At 71.8% G+C, this 19,441-nt stretch carries 19 protein-coding genes; 11 read left to right on the top strand and 8 right to left on the bottom strand.

Features of this window, described 5'->3' with window-relative positions:
- The first annotated feature begins 21 nt into the window (after positions 1-21).
- Positions 22-1,065: a zinc-dependent alcohol dehydrogenase family protein gene (locus ABT381_RS20805; RefSeq protein ID WP_351596228.1), complete on the top strand. Its 1,044-nt coding sequence runs from the start codon at positions 22-24 to the stop codon at positions 1,063-1,065.
- A 66-nt stretch (positions 1,066-1,131) separates the two neighbouring features.
- Here the strand turns inward: ABT381_RS20805 and ABT381_RS20810 are convergent, their stop codons facing one another.
- The gene (locus ABT381_RS20810; RefSeq protein WP_351596231.1) at positions 1,132-2,643 is read right to left on the bottom strand and encodes a S8 family serine peptidase; all 1,512 of its coding nucleotides are present in this window, start codon (positions 2,641-2,643) and stop codon (positions 1,132-1,134) included.
- A 604-nt stretch (positions 2,644-3,247) separates the two neighbouring features.
- Between ABT381_RS20810 and ABT381_RS20815 the strand changes: the two genes are divergently transcribed.
- The 3 genes from ABT381_RS20815 to moaA all read left to right on the top strand — a co-directional run bounded on the left by ABT381_RS20815 (position 3,248) and on the right by moaA (position 6,413).
- Entirely contained in the window at positions 3,248-3,652 is a 405-nt protein-coding gene (locus ABT381_RS20815; protein WP_467754766.1) for a DUF485 domain-containing protein, read from the top strand.
- Complete coding sequence (locus tag ABT381_RS20820) at positions 3,649-5,274, top strand: monocarboxylic acid transporter (RefSeq protein WP_351596234.1); 1,626 nt, start codon at positions 3,649-3,651, stop codon at positions 5,272-5,274. The genes ABT381_RS20815 and ABT381_RS20820 overlap by 4 nt, the downstream gene beginning before the upstream one ends.
- A gap of 149 nt (positions 5,275-5,423) precedes the next feature.
- Complete coding sequence (gene moaA, locus ABT381_RS20825; RefSeq protein WP_351596237.1) at positions 5,424-6,413, top strand: GTP 3',8-cyclase MoaA; 990 nt, start codon at positions 5,424-5,426, stop codon at positions 6,411-6,413.
- Positions 6,414-6,541: 128 nt separating this feature from the next.
- Here the strand turns inward: moaA and ABT381_RS20830 are convergent, their stop codons facing one another.
- Both ABT381_RS20830 and ABT381_RS20835 read right to left on the bottom strand, forming a co-directional pair.
- Positions 6,542-6,772, bottom strand: coding sequence for a hypothetical protein (locus ABT381_RS20830; RefSeq protein ID WP_351596240.1), 231 nt, complete (start codon positions 6,770-6,772; stop codon positions 6,542-6,544).
- 211 nt (positions 6,773-6,983) lie between these two features.
- Positions 6,984-7,391 carry a DUF3099 domain-containing protein gene (locus ABT381_RS20835; RefSeq protein ID WP_351596243.1) on the bottom strand — a complete coding sequence of 136 codons (408 nt, stop codon included), beginning with the start codon at positions 7,389-7,391 and terminating at the stop codon, positions 6,984-6,986.
- Between the two features lie 218 nt (positions 7,392-7,609).
- Between ABT381_RS20835 and ABT381_RS20840 the strand changes: the two genes are divergently transcribed.
- A complete protein-coding gene (locus ABT381_RS20840; protein ID WP_351596246.1) occupies positions 7,610-7,894 on the top strand; it encodes a GlsB/YeaQ/YmgE family stress response membrane protein in 285 nt (94 codons plus the stop codon).
- A gap of 166 nt (positions 7,895-8,060) precedes the next feature.
- Here ABT381_RS20840 and tyrS read toward each other — a convergent pair whose 3' ends face one another.
- From tyrS to ABT381_RS20855, 3 genes are all read right to left on the bottom strand, one after another.
- On the bottom strand, positions 8,061-9,464 hold the full coding sequence (gene tyrS, locus ABT381_RS20845) for a tyrosine--tRNA ligase (protein ID WP_351596249.1): 1,404 nt from the start codon (positions 9,462-9,464) through the stop codon (positions 8,061-8,063).
- Positions 9,465-9,615: 151 nt separating this feature from the next.
- On the bottom strand, positions 9,616-11,031 hold the full coding sequence (locus ABT381_RS20850; protein WP_351596252.1) for a metallopeptidase TldD-related protein: 1,416 nt from the start codon (positions 11,029-11,031) through the stop codon (positions 9,616-9,618).
- 82 nt (positions 11,032-11,113) lie between these two features.
- Positions 11,114-12,673: a TldD/PmbA family protein gene (locus tag ABT381_RS20855; RefSeq protein ID WP_351596281.1), complete on the bottom strand. Its 1,560-nt coding sequence runs from the start codon at positions 12,671-12,673 to the stop codon at positions 11,114-11,116.
- 223 nt (positions 12,674-12,896) lie between these two features.
- On the opposite strand from ABT381_RS20855, the gene fabG reads away from it, so the two are divergent.
- Positions 12,897-13,601 carry a 3-oxoacyl-[acyl-carrier-protein] reductase gene (fabG, locus tag ABT381_RS20860; RefSeq protein WP_351596255.1) on the top strand — a complete coding sequence of 235 codons (705 nt, stop codon included), beginning with the start codon at positions 12,897-12,899 and terminating at the stop codon, positions 13,599-13,601.
- Between the two features lie 5 nt (positions 13,602-13,606).
- Positions 13,607-14,374 (top strand): enoyl-ACP reductase FabI, encoded by a 768-nt coding sequence (gene fabI, locus ABT381_RS20865; protein WP_351596258.1) that lies wholly within the window; start codon positions 13,607-13,609, stop codon positions 14,372-14,374.
- A 98-nt stretch (positions 14,375-14,472) separates the two neighbouring features.
- On the opposite strand, the gene ABT381_RS20870 is transcribed toward fabI, so the two are convergent.
- Positions 14,473-15,156 carry a FadR/GntR family transcriptional regulator gene (locus ABT381_RS20870; protein ID WP_351596261.1) on the bottom strand — a complete coding sequence of 228 codons (684 nt, stop codon included), beginning with the start codon at positions 15,154-15,156 and terminating at the stop codon, positions 14,473-14,475.
- 147 nt (positions 15,157-15,303) lie between these two features.
- On the opposite strand from ABT381_RS20870, the gene ABT381_RS20875 reads away from it, so the two are divergent.
- The 4 genes from ABT381_RS20875 (at position 15,304) to ABT381_RS20890 (ending at position 17,877) form a co-directional block, all read left to right on the top strand.
- On the top strand, positions 15,304-16,605 hold the full coding sequence (locus tag ABT381_RS20875) for a CynX/NimT family MFS transporter (RefSeq protein WP_351596264.1): 1,302 nt from the start codon (positions 15,304-15,306) through the stop codon (positions 16,603-16,605).
- A gap of 69 nt (positions 16,606-16,674) precedes the next feature.
- On the top strand, positions 16,675-16,791 hold the full coding sequence (locus tag ABT381_RS20880; RefSeq protein WP_351596266.1) for an SGM_5486 family transporter-associated protein: 117 nt from the start codon (positions 16,675-16,677) through the stop codon (positions 16,789-16,791).
- A gap of 235 nt (positions 16,792-17,026) precedes the next feature.
- Positions 17,027-17,230, top strand: coding sequence for a hypothetical protein (locus ABT381_RS20885; protein WP_351596269.1), 204 nt, complete (start codon positions 17,027-17,029; stop codon positions 17,228-17,230).
- Positions 17,231-17,337: 107 nt separating this feature from the next.
- The gene (locus ABT381_RS20890; RefSeq protein ID WP_351596272.1) at positions 17,338-17,877 is read left to right on the top strand and encodes a SixA phosphatase family protein; all 540 of its coding nucleotides are present in this window, start codon (positions 17,338-17,340) and stop codon (positions 17,875-17,877) included.
- A gap of 91 nt (positions 17,878-17,968) precedes the next feature.
- Here ABT381_RS20890 and serB read toward each other — a convergent pair whose 3' ends face one another.
- Positions 17,969-19,213 (bottom strand): phosphoserine phosphatase SerB, encoded by a 1,245-nt coding sequence (gene serB / locus ABT381_RS20895; RefSeq protein ID WP_351596275.1) that lies wholly within the window; start codon positions 19,211-19,213, stop codon positions 17,969-17,971.
- Between the last annotated feature and the right edge of the window lie 228 nt (positions 19,214-19,441).

Below are 19,441 nucleotides of genomic sequence, written 5' to 3' on the forward strand. Positions count from 1 at the left end.
GGACAGCGAGGACTCCCCGCCATGCGAGCCAGCACTCTCCACGCGCCCCGCGACATCCGCGTCGAGGAGGTGCCGGACGCCGCGCTGCGCCGGCCGCAGGACGCGGTGGTCCAGGTGGCGCGGGCCTGCATCTGCGGCAGCGACCTGTGGCCGTACCGGGGCGAGTCGCCCCGCGAGCCGGGGCAGCGCACCGGCCACGAGTTCCTCGGGACGGTGACCGACACCGGTGACGACGTCGTCACCGTCGCGCCGGGCGACCTCGTCGTGGCGCCCTTCACCTGGTCCGACGGTACCTGCGACTACTGCGCCGACGGGCTGACCACCTCCTGCGTCAACGGCGGCGCCTGGGGCACGCCCGGCTCGGACGGCGGCCAGGGCGAGGCGGTGCGCGTCCCGTATGCCGACGCCACGCTGGTGAAACTGCCCGCCGCAGCAGCTGGTGACGACCGGCTGCTGACCGCGCTGCTCTCCCTGGCCGACGTGCTGGGCACCGGGCACCACGCGGCGCTGGGCGCGGGCGTCCGGCCGGGCGCGACGGTCGCGGTGGTCGGGGACGGCGCGGTGGGGCTGTGCGGGGTGCTGGCCGCCCGGCGGCTGGGCGCGGAGCGGATCATCATCCTGGGGCGGCACCGCTCGCGTACGGACCTCGCGCGGGCCTTCGGGGCGAGCGAGGTGGTCGCCGAGCGCGGCGACGAGGCGGCGGCCGCGGTGCGGGAGCTGACCGACGGGCACGGCGCGCACGCGGTGATCGAGGCGGTCGGCACGGAGCAGTCGATGCGCACCGCGGTGGAGATCGCCCGGCCGGGCGGCGCGATCGGCTACGTCGGGGTGCCGCACGGCAGCGGCAACGGCCTGGACCTGAGCGTGACGTTCGGGCGGAACATCGCGGTGCGCGGCGGCGTGGCACCGGTACGCACGTACATCCCCGAGCTGCTGCCGGACGTCCTGGACGGCACCGTCGACCCCTCGCCGCTCTTCGACGTGTCGGTGGACCTGGACGGGGTGCCGGAGGGATACCGCGCGATGGACGAGCGCAGGGCGCTGAAGGTACTGGTACGGCCGTAGCCGTGGCTGTAGCCGTAACGGTCACGGCCGCCGGGGCCCGGCTCCACGGGCCCCGGCGCCGCTCGCTCAGTGCTGCTCGACGGCGTCCAGCGCGTCCACGATGCCGTAGCCGTAGTGGCCGTTGACGTGCTGAGTACCGGTGCACGTCGCGTCACCCTGGGGGCAGCCCGGGTTGTCGGCGTCCTTCTTCAGCAGCCACTGGATCTCCTGCGGGCTGCTGTCGGGGTGCGCGCTCTTCACCAGCGCCGCGACGCCGGCCACGTGCGGGCTGGCCATCGAAGTGCCCGCCAGGTAGGCCCAGTCGCCGCCCGGCATGGTGGAGAGGATGTTGCCGTTCTTCGCGGGGAGGTCGGGGACCTGCCGGCTGTCACCGCCCGGCGCGGCCACGTCGATCACGCCGTTGCCGTAGTTGGAGTAGTACGACTTGAGCTTCTTCACGCCGGTCGCGGCGACCGTGACGGTGCCCGGGAGCTGGGTGGGCACGTCCCAGCACTCGGCCGGGTTGATCTTCCGCTCCACCGGAGTGCTGTCGTTCGGGCTCGACTTGTCGGTCAGCTCCTTGGCCGCCAGGTCGAGGTTGGAGTTGCCGGCCGCGGCGACGTTGATCGCGCCCTTGCGCTCGGCGTACTTGGCCGCCCGGCCCACCGCGTCGACAATGGCGCCCTGATCGGCGTCGCTCTTGCAGTTGAACATCCACGGGTCGACGTAATAGCTGTTGTTGGTGACCTCGACGCCGTGGTCGGCCGCGAAGACGAAGGCACAGACCACGCTCTCGGCGTAGAACAGGCTCGTCTCGGGCTCGCTGACCTTGATGGCGGAGATCTTCACGCCCGGCGCGACGCCGGCCACGCCGACACCGTTGCGCGCCGCGGCGATCGTGCCCGCGACGTGGGTGCCGTGGTAGTCCTCGGCCGGGTTCCACGGACGCCAGGAGCCGGGGGTGGTGTCGGCCACGCCGCCCACGCAACTGGCGGACTGCTGGGCGGAGAAGTTGGGCTTCAGGTCCGGGTGGGTGTCGTCCACGCCGGTGTCGATGACGGCGACGGTGACCTTCCTGCTGCCCGGGTTCACCTTCGCGGCCTGGTCGGCCTTGATGGCGGGCAGGTCCCACTGGAGGGACTCCAGGGGCTCCTCGCCGGCGGCCTTGGCGCGGGCGCCCGCCGTACGGGCGGCCTTGGTCAGGTCGGCCTTCTGCGGCTTGCCGATGTCGGTGGTGCCGGAGGGCTTCAAGGGGGCGGTGCGGGTGGCGCCGGCCGACTGGACGCCGCGCACCGTGCGTATCGTCTCGGCGAACTTCGGGTTCGCCGAGTGGACGACGATCACGCCTATCTTCTCGTGGGCGACGACCACCGTGCCGCCGGCGGCACGTATCTCCTTGCCGACCCTGGCCACCGAGGACTTGCCCGGGGTGGCGTTGACGACGTACGAGAGCAGCGGGCCGTCGGTGGTGACCGTGGCCCGGGACTCCTCCTGAGGGGCGGCGGTGGCCGCCTGCGGGAGGAAGCCGAGGGACGCGACGAGGGCCAGTCCGACCGGTACGGCGAGCGCGCGCACCCGTCTGGATCTCAGATGTGCCATGGGGGTACTCCACATCATCTCTGACCGCTCGCGGGCAGGTCGCGCGCGAGCCGGTTCATGACGAGTGAAGCTAACCGTGATCACCCGGACAGTTCAATGGACGGCAAAGAAAACCCGTCAACTGCCGCAGGAGCGGGGTCCGTCAACCACACCGGGGACGGCGCAGCGTTCCGAAGCTCAGCAGCGGCAGCGCGATCCGTCTGCCGTCCCAGCGGCGGGCAACGGCGCAGGTGGGACGGGGTGGCGCGGGAGGCGCGAGGGCGACGGGGGAGGACAACCGCACGGCGCCGTACGGGAGTCGGCCCGGTCCTGGTGGCTGCCGGGGCGGCGAAGGCGTCACACCCGGACAACGATCCGGCGTGCCGGCGGTGGCGGCCGCACCCCCCGGTTTCCTGGGGATTTCAGGCCCTGCCCCCTGTCGTAAGGCGGCCGTGCCCCTCTAGCATGCGTGATCCGGATCACTGATCTGAACTTTATGTCGTTCGACGAAACGCCCCGCAGAACGCCCCGCAGAACGCCCCCACAGAGCGCGCGACGGAACGCCCCGCACACCGCGCGACAGAACTCGCCAGGAAAGCCGCACCGTGAGAAAACAGGAGACCGCGTGAGCACCGCCGCCCAGCCGCCCGCCGACCCCGGGCCGCACGAGGAGCACGAGGCGCAGCACGACGCGCCCCATGAGGCACCGCCCTTCACCGAGGTGCAGTCCGGCGCGGAGTTCACCGAACTGCGCCGCTCCTACCGCTCGTTCGCCTTCCCGCTGACCGTCGCCTTCATCCTCTGGTACCTGCTGTACGTGCTGCTCAGCAACTACGCGGGCGGCTTCATGGGCACCAAGGTCCTCGGCAACATCAACGTCGCGCTCGTCCTCGGCCTCGCCCAGTTCGTGACGACCTTCCTCATCGCCTGGTGGTACTCGCGGCACGCCGCCGCGAAGCTCGACCCGAAGGCCGAGGCGATCAAGAGCCGCCTGGAGGGCGGCACCCCGCGTGTGGAGGGCGACGCATGAGCCACCTGACGTACCAGCTCGCCGCCGAGGGCGCGACCCAGCACCGGCCGCTGATCATCACGCTCTTCGCGGTCTTCGTGGCCGCCACCCTCGGCATCACCGTGTGGGCGGGGCGGCAGACCAAGGGCGCCGAGGACTTCTACGCCGGCGGCCGCCAGTTCTCCGGCTTCCAGAACGGCCTGGCCATCTCCGGCGACTACATGTCCGCCGCGTCCTTCCTCGGCATCGCGGGCGCCATCGCCCTCTTCGGGTACGACGGCTTCCTGTACTCCATCGGCTTCCTCGTCGCCTGGCTGGTCGCGCTGCTGCTGGTCGCCGAGCCGCTGCGGAACTCCGGCCGCTTCACGATGGGCGACGTCCTCGTGTACCGGATGCGGCAGCGCCCCGTGCGCACCGCGGCGGGCGTCTCCACCATCGTCGTCTCGATCTTCTACCTGCTGGCGCAGATGGCGGGCGCGGGCGCGCTCGTCACGCTGCTCCTCGGCATCACCAGCGAGACCGGCAAGATCCTCGTCGTCGTCCTGGTCGGCCTCGTGATGATCCTTTACGTCTCCATCGGCGGCATGAAGGGCACCACCTGGGTGCAGATGGTCAAGGCCGTCCTGCTGATCGCGGGCACCCTGCTGATCACGTTCCTGGTGCTGCTCAAGTTCGACTTCAACATCTCCACGCTGCTCGGCGAGGCCGCCAAGGAGAGCGGCAAGGGCGCGGCCTTCCTGGAGCCGGGCCTGAAGTACGGCGCCACCGCCACCTCGAAGATCGACTTCCTCTCGCTGGGCATCGCCCTGGTCCTGGGCACCGCGGGCCTGCCGCACATCCTCATCCGCTTCTACACCGTGCCCACGGCCAAGGCCGCCCGTAAGTCCGTGAACTGGGCCATCGGCATCATCGGCGTCTTCTACCTGATGACCATCGCGCTCGGCTTCGGCGCCGCGGCCCTCATCAAGCCCGAGACGATCATCGCGTCCAACCCGGCGGGCAACACCGCGGCCCCGCTGCTCGCCCAGGAGATCGGCGGCGGCGCCGACTCCACCGGCGGCGCCATCCTGCTCGCCGTGATCTCGGCGGTCGCCTTCGCCACCATCCTCGCCGTGGTCGCGGGCCTCACCCTCGCCTCGTCCTCGTCCTTCGCGCACGACCTGTACGTCAACGTGATCAAGAAGGGGAAGGCGTCGGAGAAGGAGGAGGTACGGGCGGCCCGATGGGCCACCGTCGGCATCGGCGCCGCCGCGATCGTCCTCGGCGTCTTCGCACGCGGCCTGAACGTCGCCGGCCTGGTCGCGCTGGCCTTCGCGGTCGCCGCCTCCGCCAACCTGCCCACGATCCTCTACAGCCTCTTCTGGAAGCGCTTCACCACCTCGGGGGCGCTGTGGTCGATCTACGGCGGCCTGGCCTCCTCGGTCCTCCTCGTGCTCTTCTCGCCGGTCGTCTCCGGCAAGGAGACCTCGATGTTCCCCGGCGTGGACTTCCACTTCTTCCCGCTGGAGAACCCGGGCCTGGTCTCCATCCCGCTGGGCTTCCTGCTCGGCTGGCTCGGGTCCCTGCTCTCCAAGGAGGAGCCGGACGCCGCCAAGTACGCCGAGCTGGAGGTGCGGTCCCTGACCGGCACCGGAGCGCACTGACCCCCGATTCCCGCAGGCGGAGCACCGGCCGCGTCGTAGATCCCTACGACGCGGCCGGTCCCGCATCGTGACATCGGGTCCCTGCTCGTTGTCACACCCATCGCGTAGGCTCGACAACACACTGATCCGCCACCGGGGGAGGGGGCCTCGTGCTCATCGACACATACGGGCGAGTAGCCACCGACCTGCGGGTTTCACTGACCGACCGGTGCAACCTGCGGTGCACGTACTGCATGCCCGAAGAAGGCCTGCAATGGCTGGCCAAGCCGGACCTGCTCACGGACGACGAAATCGTCCGCCTCATCCGCGTCGCCGTCACCGACCTCGGGATCGAAGAGGTCCGCTTCACCGGCGGCGAGCCGCTGCTCCGCCCCGGCCTCGTCGGCATCGTCGAGCGCGTCGCGGCGCTGGAGAAGCGCCCCCGGATGTCGCTGACCACCAACGGCATCGGCCTGGAGCGCACCGCCGCCGCGCTGCGCGACGCCGGCCTGGACCGGGTCAACGTCTCGCTGGACACCCTGCGCCCCGACGTCTTCCAGACCCTGACCCGCCGCAAGCGCCACGCCGACGTACTGCGGGGCCTGGAGGCGGCCCGCGCCGCCGGCCTCACCCCCGTCAAGGTCAATTCCGTCCTCATGCCGGGGCTGAACGACGACGAAGCCCCCGACCTCCTCGCCTGGGCCGTGGAGAACGACTACGAGCTCCGCTTCATCGAGCAGATGCCGCTCGACGCCCAGCACGGCTGGAAGCGCGACGGCATGATCACCGCGGGCGACATCCTCGCCTCGCTGCGCACCCGCTTCGCGCTGACCCCCGAGGGCCAGGACGAGCGCGGCTCCGCGCCCGCCGAGCGCTGGCTCGTCGACGGCGGGCCGCACCGCGTCGGCGTCATCGCCTCGGTGACCCGCCCCTTCTGCCGCGCCTGCGACCGTACGCGGCTGACCGCCGACGGCCAGGTGCGGACGTGCCTGTTCGCCACGGAGGAGACGGACCTGCGGGCCGCGCTGCGCTCGGACGCGCCGGACGAGGAGATCGCGCGCATATGGAAGCTCGCGATGTGGGGGAAGAAGGCGGGCTCGGGCCTGGACGACCCGAGCTTCCTGCAGCCGGAGCGGCCGATGTCGGCGATCGGCGGCTGAGAGCCGACGCGGACGCAGTGCCGGACGGAAGCGAGTGCCGGGCGGACGCGGGTGCCGGGCCGGCGCTGGCTCCGAGCGGCCGGTGCGGGCGCTCAGCTCTCCTCGGCCGACGCGGCCGGTGCGGGCCCTCAGCCCTCCTCGGGCGACGCCTTCTCCCACTCCTCCAGCGTCACGACGTCCTTCAGGAAGCCGCGGACGCCGAGGAATTGGGAGAGGTGCTCGCGGTGCTCCTCGCACGCGAGCCAGGTCTTGCGCCGGTCGGGCGTGTGCAGCTTCGGGTTGTTCCAGGCCAGTACCCACACCGCGGCCGCACGGCAGCCCTTGGCGGAGCAGATCACTGTGTTATCGGGGGAGTTCACAGCCTCAACCCTACGATGCCCCTGATCCGGCACTTCCGGATCCGGACGTGGCGACGCCGGGCAGCCACGGGGGGAGCCGCCCGGCGTCGGTCCGTCGCTCCGACGGGGGATGCGGAGCGCGTACGAAGTATGTCACGGGGGACCGTGCCGGGTGCACCGGAACCACATGATTGATCTGAGCTTTTCTTGAGCTTTGCGGATCGTCGGCAGATCAGCCGTGCTCGCCGCGCTGCTCGGCGGAGTCCGTCCGCCCCGCTCCCGGGCCGCCTTCCGCGCCCGGCTCCCGCGGTGTGCCGTCGGCCGGCCGCGGTGCGTCCTCGGCCGACGTGGTCAGCATCGGCCGGGACGGGGCCGCTATGAAGGTCGAGGGAAGCGAAGTGACGTTCTCCCGGCCCGCGTTGGCGATGACGACCGCGATGTACGGCAGCACCAGACCCGCGATCAGGGTGATAATGGCGATGGGCCGCTCGACGTTCCAGAGCACGGCGGTGAGTATCACCGCCACCGTCCGTACCGACATCGAGATCACGTAGCGTCGCTGCCGCCCACGGACGTCCTCGGTCAGCCCCTGGCGGGCTCCCGTGATCCGGAAGGACTGGGCACTGCTCTGCTTCCGCATCACGTTCCACCACCTGTTGTCATACCGGGCACACGCCAATGCCGGACCTGTCCCACGTTACGCCGGGCCTGCGCCGCCTTCGAGACCGGGGCGCGATACGCCCGGCGGGGTACATACCGGCGTCATACGTACAGACCGCTCCGGCGTGCGCCGTACGGGTGGCGGTATGAAACTGAACGATGCACGGCCTTGTACACCGCGCCCCACTAGGAGGCGACATGAATTGGTTGTGGGCCATCATCCTGGGTCTGGTCCTGGGTGTGATCGCGAGGGCGCTCATCCCAGGGAAGCAGGCGATCCCGCTCTGGCTGACGGTGATCTTCGGCATGCTCGGCAGCGTCCTGGGCAACTGGGCGGCCACCGGCATCGGAGTCGCGGACACGAAGGGCATCGACTGGACCCGGCATCTGCTGCAGCTGATCGGCGCGGTGATCGTCGTCGGCGTGGGCAGCCGGCTGTGGGCCACGGTGCGCGGGAGGAAACACCGGCACCAGCAGGCGTGACCACGCCGCACCATTCCGCTCCCGCGGACCCGCACATCGGGCCCGCGGGAGCGGTCCGGCACATCGGGTCCGCGGGAGCGGTCCGGCACGGGACCGTCATGTGCGGCCCCGTACCGGGTTACGCGCCCCGGGCCTGAGCCGGCTCCGCGGCCGGCCCCGTGACGGCTTACGCGCCCTCCACCTGGGCCAGCTTGCGGCCGGCCTTGAGGTACGGCGTGCCGGGCGTCGCGGCCAGCTTCTCCGCCAGTACCTCGGCCAGCGGGCGGATCGCGTCGGCCTCGGCCAGTACGACCGTCTCCTGGCCCGACTCGGTCTCGATGACCAGCCGCAGCGCGTTCTGCTTCGCCAGCCGGCGGGCCGCCGACGCACTCTGCGTGAACTCCAGCACCTTGGTCAGCACCGTGGCCACCGTCTCCGCGCCGTGCTCGGCGAGGTCCACCGACGGCAGCGTGCCGACATCGGCGAAGGACTTCTTGGAGAACTGCGCGACGAACCCGGCGCGGGCCGCCATCGCCGCCTCGATGCCGTACAGCGCGGTCACGACCTCACCCGCGAGGATCTTCTTCAGATCCATCGGGTGCAGCGACTTCGCCGCGATGCGGGCCAGGACCTGGGCGATCTCCTCGTCCGTCCACTCCGTCCACGCCTTGAGGTACGGCTCCATCAGCCGGTCCGGGACCGACATGATCTTGCCGAAGACGTCCTCGGCCGGGGCGTTCAGACCGACGTAGTTGCCCTTGGACTTGGACATCTTCGCGCCCGTGCCGTCCGTGCCCTCGATCAGTGGCATCGTGACGACCAGCTGCGGCTGCTGGCCCTTGAGCTCCATGAGCTTGCGGCCCATCTGGAGGTTCAGCAGCTGGTCGGCACCGCCCAGCTCCACGTCGCACTCCAGCGCCACGGAGTCCAGGCCCTGCGCGATCGGGTACAGCATCTCCGTCATGGTCAGCCCGGAGCCGTCCGCAAGGCGCGTACGGAAGTCCTCGCGCTGCAGCAGCTGGGAGGCGGGCACCTTGGACAGCAGGCTCAGCAGCTCGGGGAAGGTGTACGGCGCCAGCCACTCGCTGTTCTGCCGGAAGCTGACCTTCTCGAAGTCGAAGAACGGCCGGACCTGGTCGCGGTAGCTGGCGAGATTGTGCGCGATGTCCTCGTCGGTCAGCGGCGGGCGCTCGGCCGTGCGGCCCGAGGGGTCGCCGATCTTGGCCGTGAAGTCGCCGATGATCAGCGTGATGTCGTGGCCGAGCCGCTGGAAGCGGGACAGGACGATCAGCGGGACCGCGTGCCCCAGGTGCACGTCGGTGGCCGTCGGGTCGATGCCCAGCTTGATGTGCAGGCTCTTGCCGGCGGCCGCTCGCTCCTCGATGCGCTCGGCGAGCTGGTCCACGCCCGGCAGCACCTCGACCGTCCGCGCGGCGATCAGCGCGGCCTGCTCCTTGGCCGGCAGGTCCGTCAGGTCGAGATAGCGCCGCGCGCCCGTCTCCTTCAGCAGCTCCTCGACGGTGGCGTCGACGGAGAGGTCTGCGGAGAGCAGCGTGCTGGCGCGGGCGACGGATTCGCCGAGGCGTGTCATGGCGTTCCTGATCGGTCGTTGTTCCCAAACGGGAGGACGGCACCGATTCTATTAGGGGCACGGAGCGTGGCCGACCGAGTATCCACAGGCCGGCCACGCGGTACGACAAATACGCGCGCCCCGGAGGCCGGCGCCCCAAAAGGCCCCGGCCTCACACCCCCCGGCTCACCGAGCTCATGTTGAAGTCCGGGATGCGCAGCGCGGGCATCGCGGCGCGCGTGAAGTAGTCGCTCCACTCGCGCGGCAGCGTGCGCTCCGTACGGCCCGCCTCGCTCGCCCGCCCCAGCAGGTCCACCGGCGACTCGTTGAACCGGAAGTTGTTCACCTCGCCGACCACCTCGCCGCCCTCCACGAGGTACACGCCGTCCCGGGTCAGCCCCGTGAGCAGCAGCGTCGCCGGGTCGACCTCGCGGATGTACCACAGGCAGGTCAGCAGCAGCCCCCGCTCGGTACCGGCCACCAGCTCGTCCAGGGACTTCGTGCCGCCCGCGTCCAGCAGCAGATTGTCGACCGCGGGGGCCACCGGCAGGCCGGTCAGGCCCGCGCTGTGCCGGGTGGTGACCAGCCGGTTCAGCGCGCCGTCCCGCAGCCAGTCGGTGGGCTCCAGCGGCAGCCCGTTGTCGAAGACGGAGGCGTCGTCCCCGGAGCTGTGCGCCAGTACGAAGGGCGCGCACTCCAGGCCCGCGGCCCCCGGGTCGCTGCGCAGCGTCAGCGGCAGCCCGGAGAGCTTCTCGCCGACCCGGGTGCCGCCCCCGGGCGCCGCGAAGACCGTGCGCCCCTCGGCGGCGTCCCGCGCCCCGGAGGACCACATCTGGTAGACGAGCAGGTCGGCGACGGCGGTGGGCGGCAGCAGCGTCTCGTACCGCCCGGCGGGCAGCTCGATCCGCCGCTCGGCCCAGGCCAGCCGCCGTGCCAGGTCGGCGTCCATGGCCAGCGGGTCCACGTCGGCGAAGTCCCGGGTGGCCCGGCCGGCCCAGGCCGAGCGGGTGCGGTCGGGCGACTTGGCGTTCAGCTCCAGCGTGCCGGTGGGCTGGTCGTGCCGCAGCCGCAGCCCGGTGGAGGAGCCCACGTACGAGGACACGACCTCGTGGTTGGCGAACCCGTACAGCTCGCGGCCGCCGTCCCGGGCCCGCCGGAAGGCTTCGCCCAGCGCCGGCGCGAAGTCGGCGAACACCTCGGAGGAGGTCTCGGCGGGCGGCTCGGTGAAGCCGGGGGAGGGCGCGCCGCCCGGTACGAGCGGCTGCGCGTCCTCGGCGGGGCCCGCGCTCCCGGCGGCCGCCTCCGCGGCCCGCACCAGCGCCTCCAGATCGTCGGCGGTGACCGCGGCGCGCGAGACGACGCCCGAGGCGGTGCCCTCCTTGCCGTCCACCGTGGCGATCACGGTGAGCGTGCGGCCCCGGGTGACGCCGTTGGTGGTCAGCGCGTTGCCCGCCCAGCGCAGGTTGGCGGTGGTGGACTCGTCGGCGATGACCACGCAGCCGTCGGCCCGCGAGAGCGCCAGCGCCCGCTCGACCATCTCGTGCGGCGCGCTCGTACGAGAAGTACGAGACGTACGGCGTGTGCTCATCGACCGGCCTCCTGGGTCGTGTTCAGGCTGTGCTGACCCGGGGGACGACCCCCGGCCCCCCGGCCGATTCCGTGGTCAGCGTTCATCGACCGGCCTCCTGGGTCGTGTTCAGGATGTTGACGCCCGTGAAGAGAGCGGAAGGGCAGCCGTGCGAGACGGAGGCGACCTGGCCCGGCTGGGCCTTGCCGCAGTTGAAGGCGCCGCCCAGTACGTACGTCTGCGGGCCGCCGACCGCGGCCATCGAGCCCCAGAAGTCGGTGGTGGTGGCCTGGTACGCCACGTCCCGCAGCTGCCCCGCCAGCCGCCCGTTCTCGATCCGGAAGAACCGCTGCCCGGTGAACTGGAAGTTGTACCGCTGCATGTCGATGGACCAGGACCGGTCGCCGACCACGTAGATGCCGTGCTCCACGCCCGCGATCAGCTCCTGCGTCGACGGGCCCGCGGGCGCCGGCTGCAACGACACGTTCGCCATCCGCTGCACCGGCACATGGGACGGCGAATCCGCGTACGCGCACCCGTTGGACCGCTCGAAGCCGGTCAGCTTCGCGATCCTGCGGTCCAGCTGGTAGCCGACCAGGACGCCGTCCTTGACCAGGTCCCAGGACTGCGCCGCCACGCCCTCGTCGTCGTACCCGATCGTCGCCAGCCCGTGCTCGGCCGTCCGGTCGCCCGTGACGTGCATCAGCGACGACCCGTACGCCAGCTTCCCCAGCTGGTCGAAGGTCGCGAACGAGGTGCCCGCGTACGCCGCCTCGTACCCCAGCGCCCGGTCCAGCTCGGTCGCGTGCCCGATCGACTCGTGGATCGTCAGCCACAGGTTGGAGGGGTCCACCACCAGGTCGTACCGCCCGGCCCGGACGCTCGGCGCGCGCATCTTCTCCGCGAGCAGCTCCGGCATCTCCGCCAGCTCCGCGTCCCAGTCGTACCGCCCGTCGGTCAGGTACTCCCAGCCGCGGCCGACCGGCGGCGCGATGGTCCGCATCGAGTCGAACTCCCCGCTGCGGTCGTCCACCGCGACGGCCGTCAGCTCCGGGTGCAGCCGGACCCGCTGCTGAGTGGTGGTCGTCCCCGCCGTGTCGGCGTAGAACTTGTTCTCCCGGATCGTGAGCAGCGAGGCGTCCGCGTGCGTGACGCCCGGCGCGGCCAGCAGCCGCCCGCTCCACTCCGCCAGCAGCCCGGTCTTCTCCGCGTCCGGCACGTCGAACGGATCGACCTCGTACGAGGAGATCCACGTCCGGTCCGGATACGCGGGCTCCGCGGCGAGCTCGACGACCTCCTCCGACCCCGCCGCGTCGATCACCTTCGCCGACAGCTTGGCCATCGCCACCGCCTGCGCCGCCACCCGCGCCGCCGCGTCCATGGTCAGGTCCACACCGGACGCGAACCCCCAGGCCCCGCCGTGCACGACCCGCACCGCGTACCCCAGGTCGGTCCTGTCCGAGGACCCGGCCGTCTTCGCGTCCCGCAGCCGCCAGGACGCGTACCGGATCCGCTCCAGCCGGAAATCCGCATGCTCGGCCCCCAACGCCCGGGCCCGCGCGAGCGCGGCATCGGCGAGCGCGCGCAACGGCAGCGCGAGGAAGCTCTCGTCAAGGGAACGAGGTGTAGGCACGGCATCCCTCCCGGGGTCGGCGCCACGCATCATGCCGTGCCGGACCCCGGGTGCGCACGGGGACCGGCGGGTTCACCGCGGCGATTCGCCGGGTCTTCGCCGGGTCGCGGAGCGGTCGCTGCTGCGTCGCTTCTGTAGGGACCCCACAGTGACCGGCATGTGCCCCTGTCCGAGGTGGATTCTCCGTATGGGGCTCGTGACCGCTAGTTTCGTAAGGAACACACGTCGGACAGGACACGGAAAGGGTGATCTCTTGAGCCGCTCGGTTCTGGTCACCGGAGGCAACCGCGGCATCGGCCTCGCCATCGCCCGCGCCTTCGCCGAGGCAGGCGACAAGGTCGCCATCACCTACCGCTCCGGCGAACCCCCGGCGGGGTTCTTGGCCGTGAAGTGCGACATCACCGACACGGAGCAGGTCGAGCAGGCGTACAAGGAGATCGAGGAGAAGCAGGGCGCGGTCGAGGTGCTGGTGGCCAACGCCGGCGTCACCCGTGACCAGCTGCTGATGCGGATGTCGGAGGACGACTTCGCCTCGGTCCTGGAGACCAACCTCACCGGTACGTTCCGCGTGGTCAAGCGGGCCAACCGGGCCATGCTGCGGGCGCGCAAGGGCCGGGTCGTGCTGATCTCGTCCGTCGTGGGGCTGCTGGGCTCCGCGGGGCAGGCGAACTACGCGGCCTCCAAGGCGGGCCTGATCGGCTTCGCCCGCTCCCTCGCCCGCGAGCTGGGCTCCCGCAACATCACCGTGAACGTCGTGGCCCCCGGCTTCGTCGACACGGACATGACCCGCGCGCTCACCGATGAGCAGCGCGAGAACATCGTGAAGCAGGTGCCGCTCGCGCGCTACGCGCAGCCCGAGGAGATCGCCGCCTCGGTCCGCTTCCTGGCCTCCGACGAGGCCGCGTACATCACTGGAGCCGTCATTCCCGTCGACGGCGGATTGGGCATGGGTCACTGATCGATATGAGCGGAATCCTCGCCGGCAAGCGCATTCTGATCACGGGTGTGCTGATGGAGTCCTCCATCGCCTTCCACGCGGCGAAGGTCGCGCAGGAGCAGGGCGCCGAGGTCATCCTCACCGCGTTCCCGCGGCCCACCCTCACCGAGCGCATCGCCAAGAAGCTGCCCAAGCCCGCCAAGGTCATCGAGCTGGACGTGACCAACGACGAGCACCTGGCCCGCCTGGAGGGCATCGTCCGCGAGGAGCTCGGCGGCCTCGACGGCGTCGTGCACTCCATCGGGTTCGCCCCGCAGGACGCGCTCGGCGGCAACTTCCTCAACACGCCCTTCGAGTCGGTCTCGACCGCGATGCACGTCTCGGCGTTCTCGCTGAAGTCGCTGACCATGGCCTGCCGCCCGCTGCTCAGCGAGGGCAGCGCCGTCGTCGGCCTCACCTTCGACGCGCAGTACGCGTGGCCGCAGTACGACTGGATGGGCCCGGCCAAGGCCGCCCTGGAGGCCACCTCGCGCTACCTCGCGCGTGACCTCGGCCCCGAGGGCATCCGCTGCAACCTGATCTCGGCCGGACCGATCGGCTCGATGGCCGCCAAGTCCATCCCGGGCTTCTCCGAGCTGGCGGACGTCTGGAACACCCGCTCCCCGCTGAAGTGGGACATGGCCGACCCGGAGCCCGCAGGCCGCGGCGTCGTCGCCCTGCTGTCGGACTTCTTCCCGAAGACCACCGGCGAGATCGTGCACGTCGACGGCGGCGTGCACATGATGGGCGCCTGACCGGCCCGTACCGCTTGAAGGCCGTGGGGCCGCCGCACCGCGAGGTGCGACGGCCCCACGGCCTTCGTGCAGGGGTGGGGGTCGGAATCGCAGCGCCCTCAGCCCTGCCGCAGTCGGCCCGGTCGGCAGCCGTACGGATGGGAGCTCGCCTCGGTCGCCGCGCGTTCGCCGTCGCCCGCGCGGATCGCGTCCACCAGCCGTGAGTGGTCCATGTGCGACTCCGGGCGCAGCTCGTCGCCCACGTCGGCGCGGAGGAACTCGCGCAGTACGCCGCCGAGGTCCGCGTACAGCTCCGCCAGTACCTCGTTGTGCGAGGCCGCCACGATCGCCATGTGCAGCGTGGCGTCCGCCTCCACGAAGGCGGCCGCGGCGCCGGACTCCCACGCCTGCTCCCGCCGCTGGAGCGCCGCGTCCAGCTGCTTGAGGTCGGCCTCGGTACGGCGCTCGGCGGCCCGCCGGGCGGCCTCCGCCTCCAGGGCGCTGCGCAGCTCCGCGACGTGCCGGGGGTCGGCCTCGGCGAACCTGCGGTTCATCACGCCCGCCAGCTCACTGGTGGCGACGACGTACGTGCCGGAGCCCTGGCGGATGTCCAGCAGGCCGTTGTGGGCCAGCGCCCGGACCGCCTCGCGGACGGTGTTGCGGGCCACGCCGAGCTGTTCGACCAGCTCCGGTTCGGTGGGGATGCGCGCTCCGACCGGCCACTCGCCCGAGGTGATCTGGGCGCGCAGCTGGGCGATCACCTGGTCGGACAGGGCGGAACGCCGGGGTGAGGTCAGCGGCATACGGGCGCTCCTGGAGGCGCGGAAGCGGACGCGGACACGAACGTGGCATCGCCGATGCCAATGCTTCTCCGGCCTGTCGCCGGGAGACGGGACTCACCTGGACACTCACCTGGACAACCATTCATCCCATGATTCTATGATGTACCCATGGCAGACGACGACCTCGCGACCCTCGGCACCACGGCCGAGGCCCCACAGACCCCCCGGACGCCCGGCGGCGAACCGCTCGACCGCGGCCCCGCGCCCGTACCCGTACCGCGCTGGCTCGGCGCGGTCCTGACCGTCGGTCTCGTCCTCGCCGCGCTCAACCTCCGCCCGGCCATCACCAGCCTGGGCGCCCTCATGGAGGAGGTGCGGGACGGACTCGGCATGAGCGGCACCGTCGCGGGCCTGCTCACCTCCGTACCGGCTCTCTGCTTCGCCGTCTTCGGCATCGCGGCACCGCGGCTGGCCCGCCGCTTCGGCGCGGGCACCATCGTGTGCGCCGGCATGGCGGCGATCGCGGTCGGCGTCGTGGTGCGCCCCTTCGCGGGCGGCACGGCCGGCTTCCTCGCCGCCAGCGCCCTCGCGCTCGCCGGCATCGCGGTCAGCAACATCCTGCTGCCCGTGGTGATCAAGACCTTCTTCCCCGACCGGGTCGGCTCGATGACCGGGCTGTACTCCATGGCCCTGGCCCTGGGCACCTCACTCGCCGCCGCCCTCACCGTGCCGGTCACCGGCGCGCTCGGCGGCGGCTGGCAGGCCGGGCTCGCGGTCTGGGCGGTGCTCGGCGTCCTCGCCGTCGTGCCGTGGCTCGCCGTACTGCGGCACCGCGCGCCCCAGGCGGCGCCGGCAGCGGCGGGCGCGCCCCAGGAGGACGCCCCGGCCGTCCGGATCAGCCGCTCGCCCACCGCCTGGGCGCTGGCCGTCTTCTTCGGCCTGCAGGCCACCGCCGCGTACATCACCATGGGCTGGCTGCCGCAGATCTTCCGCGATTCGGGCGTGCCGGCCGGGACCGCCGGCGTGCTGCTCGCCCTCACCATGGCCATGGGCATCCCGCTGTCCTTCGTGCTGCCGCGGCTGGCGGCCCGGATGCGGCACCAGGGGCTGCTGGCCGTGCTCCTCGGGACCTGCGGGCTCGTCGGGTACGCGGGACTGTGGCTGGCGCCCGCGGCCGGCGCCTGGGGCTGGGCGCTGCTGCTCGGCATATCGAACTGCGCCTTCCCGCTCGCCCTCACCATGATCGGCATGCGCGCCCGCAGCGCCGCGGGCGTCGTCAAGCTCTCCGCCTTCGCCCAGTGCATCGGCTACCTGATCTCCATCCCCGGGCCGCTCCTGGTGGGCACGCTGTACCAGCACAGCGGCGGCTGGGGCCTGCCCATCGCGCTGATGGCGGGGCTGATGGTGCCGCAGATCGCGGTGGGCGTGCTGGCCGGCCGGGACCGCCGGATCGAGGACGAGGGCCGGTAATCCGTACCCGGACCGGCACCGGTGGGTACCGGCGGCCCGCGCCCGCACGGCGTTTGCGACACTGGGGACATGCCAGTGCTCGAACCGAATCCGCAGGGCGGACAGAAGAAGCTGCTCCTCGTCCTGACCGCGATGCTCGCCGTGACCGTCGTGGTGGGGATCATCGCCAGCATCGCCTCACCCTGACCCGGCGCCGGCGGGGCCGCCTCGATGCGACGACCTCAGTGACTACCGCGGTGAAGCTTCCTCGGTAGGGCTGTCCCCACCGTCCCTTAGGGGGCCGGGGTCAGGGGTAAGTGGGTGGCGCACCTGATGGGCGGCGCGGTCCCGGGACCGTAGGTTCGAAGGACACCGCGCCGCCGCGGTGGGCGTGGCCGCACGGCGGCCGCGCCGTCCCCTCGACCGCACGGAGGCGATCCCCATGTCCGCCGCTCACACCCGGCACACCAAGGCCGGTGCCCGGCCCGTGCGGCTGCCGTGGTGGGCCGTGGCCCTGGCGGTGGTCTCCTTCGTGGCGCTGCTCTCCGTGATGACCTCCGCGGCGAAGGCCGACGCCGCCGGCGTACCGCCGTCCCTCGCGCCGCTGGTCGACCTCCTCGCGCGGCTGCTCGGCGCCGGGCTGTAGGCGGCGCCGGGAGGCGGTACGGAGGCGCTGCGGTGCCTGCCCGCTTTGTGGGATGAGGCTGTCAACACCCCGCGCCCCGCGCCGCTTTTCATGCGAAGCTGGGACACATGAGCGTCGATTTCCCCCGCCGGATTGTCCTTCTCCGACATGCAAAGGCCGAATGGTCGCAGGAGAGCGACCACGAGCGGCCGCTCGCCGAGCGCGGCCGCCGGGACGCCCCCGTCGCCGGACGATGGCTCGCGGGCGCGGGCATCAGTCCCGATCTGACCCTCTGTTCCACCTCCGTCCGCACCCGCGAGACCTGGAAGGCCTGCGTCCACGAGCTGCCCCAGCGCCCGAAGACCGTCTATGAGGACCGGCTGTACGAAGCCTCGCTCGGCGACCTGCTCGCGGTGGTCAACGAGGTCCCGGACGACGTGCAGGACCTGCTGCTGGTCGGCCACAATCCGGGCATGCACGCCCTCGCCGACGCGCTCTCCGGCGAGGCGGACGGCGAGCTGCTGACCAGGATGAACCGCAGCGGCTTCCCGACCGCCTCCCTAGCGGTGGTGACCTTCAACGGCTCCTGGAAGTCCGTCGAGCACGGCGTCGGCCGGCTGGTCGCCTACTGGACGCCCCACGACGGAGCGCCTGCGCCCGAACTGTGAACGCCGGCGCGCGCGGACGGCAGGGACCGCGTACGCCACAGGGCCCCGGCGCACCTCGCGCCGGGGCCCTGTGGTGTAGGGAGGCGGGCGGTCAGTCCGCGATCGTGTCGGCGGCCTCGACCTCTTCGCGGGTGACGCCGAGCAGGTACAGCACGGTGTCCAGGAACGGCACGTTCACGGCGGTGTGCGCGGCCTCCCGTACGACCGGCTTGGCGTTGAAGGCGACGCCCAGGCCCGCCGTGTTCAGCATGTCCAGGTCGTTGGCGCCGTCACCGATCGCGACCGTCTGCGCCAGCGGCACCCCGGCCTGCTGGGCGAAGGAGCGCAGCAGCCGGGCCTTGCCCGCCCGGTCCACGATGTCGCCGGTGACCTTGCCGGTGAACCGGCCGTCCGCGATCTCCAGGGTGTTCGCCGAGGCGAAGTCCAGCCCCAGCTCGTCCTTGAGCGCGTCGGTGACCTGCGTGAAGCCGCCGGAGACCACGCCGACCTGGTAACCCAGCCGCTTGAGCGTGCGTACCAGGGTCCGCGCGCCGGGGGTCAGCCGCACCTCCTTGCGCACCTGCTCCACGACCGAGGCGTCCAGGCCCTTCAGCAGCGCCACCCGGGCGTGCAGCGACTGCTCGAAGTCCAGCTCGCCGCGCATCGCGGCGGCGGTCACCTCGGCCACCTCGGCCTCACAGCCCGCGTGCGCCGCGAACAGCTCGATGACCTCGTCCTGGATCAGCGTGGAGTCCACGTCCATCACGACCAGGCGCTGCGCCCGGCGCTGCAGCCCGGAGGCGATCACGGCGATGTCCACGCCGAGCACGGCGGCTTCGGTGGCGAGCGCGGTGCGCAGGGTGTCGGTCGGGGTGCCGGAGACCGCGAACTCCACGGCGGTCACGGGGTACTTGGCGAGCCGGAAGATGCGGTCGATGTTGCCGCCGGTGGCCGTTATGGCGGCGGCGATGGCGGAGGTGGACTCGGCGGTGAGCGGGTGCCCGAGGACGGTGACGTGCGAACGGCCGGTGCCGCGCGGACGGTTGTCACCGGTACCGGAGATGATCTCGGCCTGGAGGTGCAGCGACTCGGCCCAGCTGTGCACGGTCGCGCGCAGGTCGCCTTCGGTGGCACCGTTCGACGCGCTTCCCGTGGGCGTGGTCACCAGGGCGCACAGCACGATGCGGCCCCGGGTCACGACCTGCTCGATGTCGACGACGTCGACGGAGTAGGCGGCGAGGGTGTCGAAGAGACCGGCGGTGATGCCGGGCCGGTCCTTTCCGAAGATCTTCACGAGAAGGGTCGGTACGTCGTCGCCCGGTACGGCGGTGGCAGGCGGTGTCTGCGATGCGCTCATGGTGCTCTTACGGTATCCGGCCGCGTCCCGGAACCGTACAGGTGTCCCGCCGAGTGGACGCCTGCCACCACGCGGCCGGGTGGGTCACGGGTCCGTACATGTCCGTACAGAGCGGGGTCCGGCCCGCTGCCCGCGCGGTCCCGTCCTCAGCGGCCCGCACCCGGCCGTCCGGGCGGCGGCGGCTCCGGCGGCGGCTCGTCCCGGTCCCGCCGCGGCCGGGGACGCGGC

The sequence above is a fragment of the Streptomyces sp. NPDC000151 genome, assembly GCF_040301705.1.
In the GTDB taxonomy this organism is placed as follows: Bacteria; Actinomycetota; Actinomycetes; order Streptomycetales; family Streptomycetaceae; genus Streptomyces.

Excerpts from the sequence above, each read along its gene's own strand:
- serB (WP_351596275.1), bottom strand. The coding sequence starts at position 19,213 with ATGAGCGCATCGCAGACACCGCCTGCCACCGCCGTACCGGGCGACGAC.
- ABT381_RS20855 (WP_351596281.1), bottom strand. The coding sequence starts at position 12,673 with ATGCGTGGCGCCGACCCCGGGAGGGATGCCGTGCCTACACCTCGTTCC.
- ABT381_RS20875 (WP_351596264.1), top strand. The coding sequence starts at position 15,304 with ATGGCAGACGACGACCTCGCGACCCTCGGCACCACGGCCGAGGCCCCA.
- ABT381_RS20835 (WP_351596243.1), bottom strand. The coding sequence starts at position 7,391 with ATGCGGAAGCAGAGCAGTGCCCAGTCCTTCCGGATCACGGGAGCCCGC.
- ABT381_RS20850 (WP_351596252.1), bottom strand. The coding sequence starts at position 11,031 with ATGAGCACACGCCGTACGTCTCGTACTTCTCGTACGAGCGCGCCGCAC.
- ABT381_RS20890 (WP_351596272.1), top strand. The coding sequence starts at position 17,338 with ATGAGCGTCGATTTCCCCCGCCGGATTGTCCTTCTCCGACATGCAAAG.
- fabI (WP_351596258.1), top strand. The coding sequence starts at position 13,607 with ATGAGCGGAATCCTCGCCGGCAAGCGCATTCTGATCACGGGTGTGCTG.
- ABT381_RS20880 (WP_351596266.1), top strand. The coding sequence starts at position 16,675 with ATGCCAGTGCTCGAACCGAATCCGCAGGGCGGACAGAAGAAGCTGCTC.
- ABT381_RS20820 (WP_351596234.1), top strand. The coding sequence starts at position 3,649 with ATGAGCCACCTGACGTACCAGCTCGCCGCCGAGGGCGCGACCCAGCAC.
- ABT381_RS20885 (WP_351596269.1), top strand. The coding sequence starts at position 17,027 with ATGTCCGCCGCTCACACCCGGCACACCAAGGCCGGTGCCCGGCCCGTG.
- tyrS (WP_351596249.1), bottom strand. The coding sequence starts at position 9,464 with ATGACACGCCTCGGCGAATCCGTCGCCCGCGCCAGCACGCTGCTCTCC.
- ABT381_RS20810 (WP_351596231.1), bottom strand. The coding sequence starts at position 2,643 with ATGGCACATCTGAGATCCAGACGGGTGCGCGCGCTCGCCGTACCGGTC.
- ABT381_RS20870 (WP_351596261.1), bottom strand. The coding sequence starts at position 15,156 with ATGCCGCTGACCTCACCCCGGCGTTCCGCCCTGTCCGACCAGGTGATC.
- ABT381_RS20840 (WP_351596246.1), top strand. The coding sequence starts at position 7,610 with ATGAATTGGTTGTGGGCCATCATCCTGGGTCTGGTCCTGGGTGTGATC.
- ABT381_RS20805 (WP_351596228.1), top strand. The coding sequence starts at position 22 with ATGCGAGCCAGCACTCTCCACGCGCCCCGCGACATCCGCGTCGAGGAG.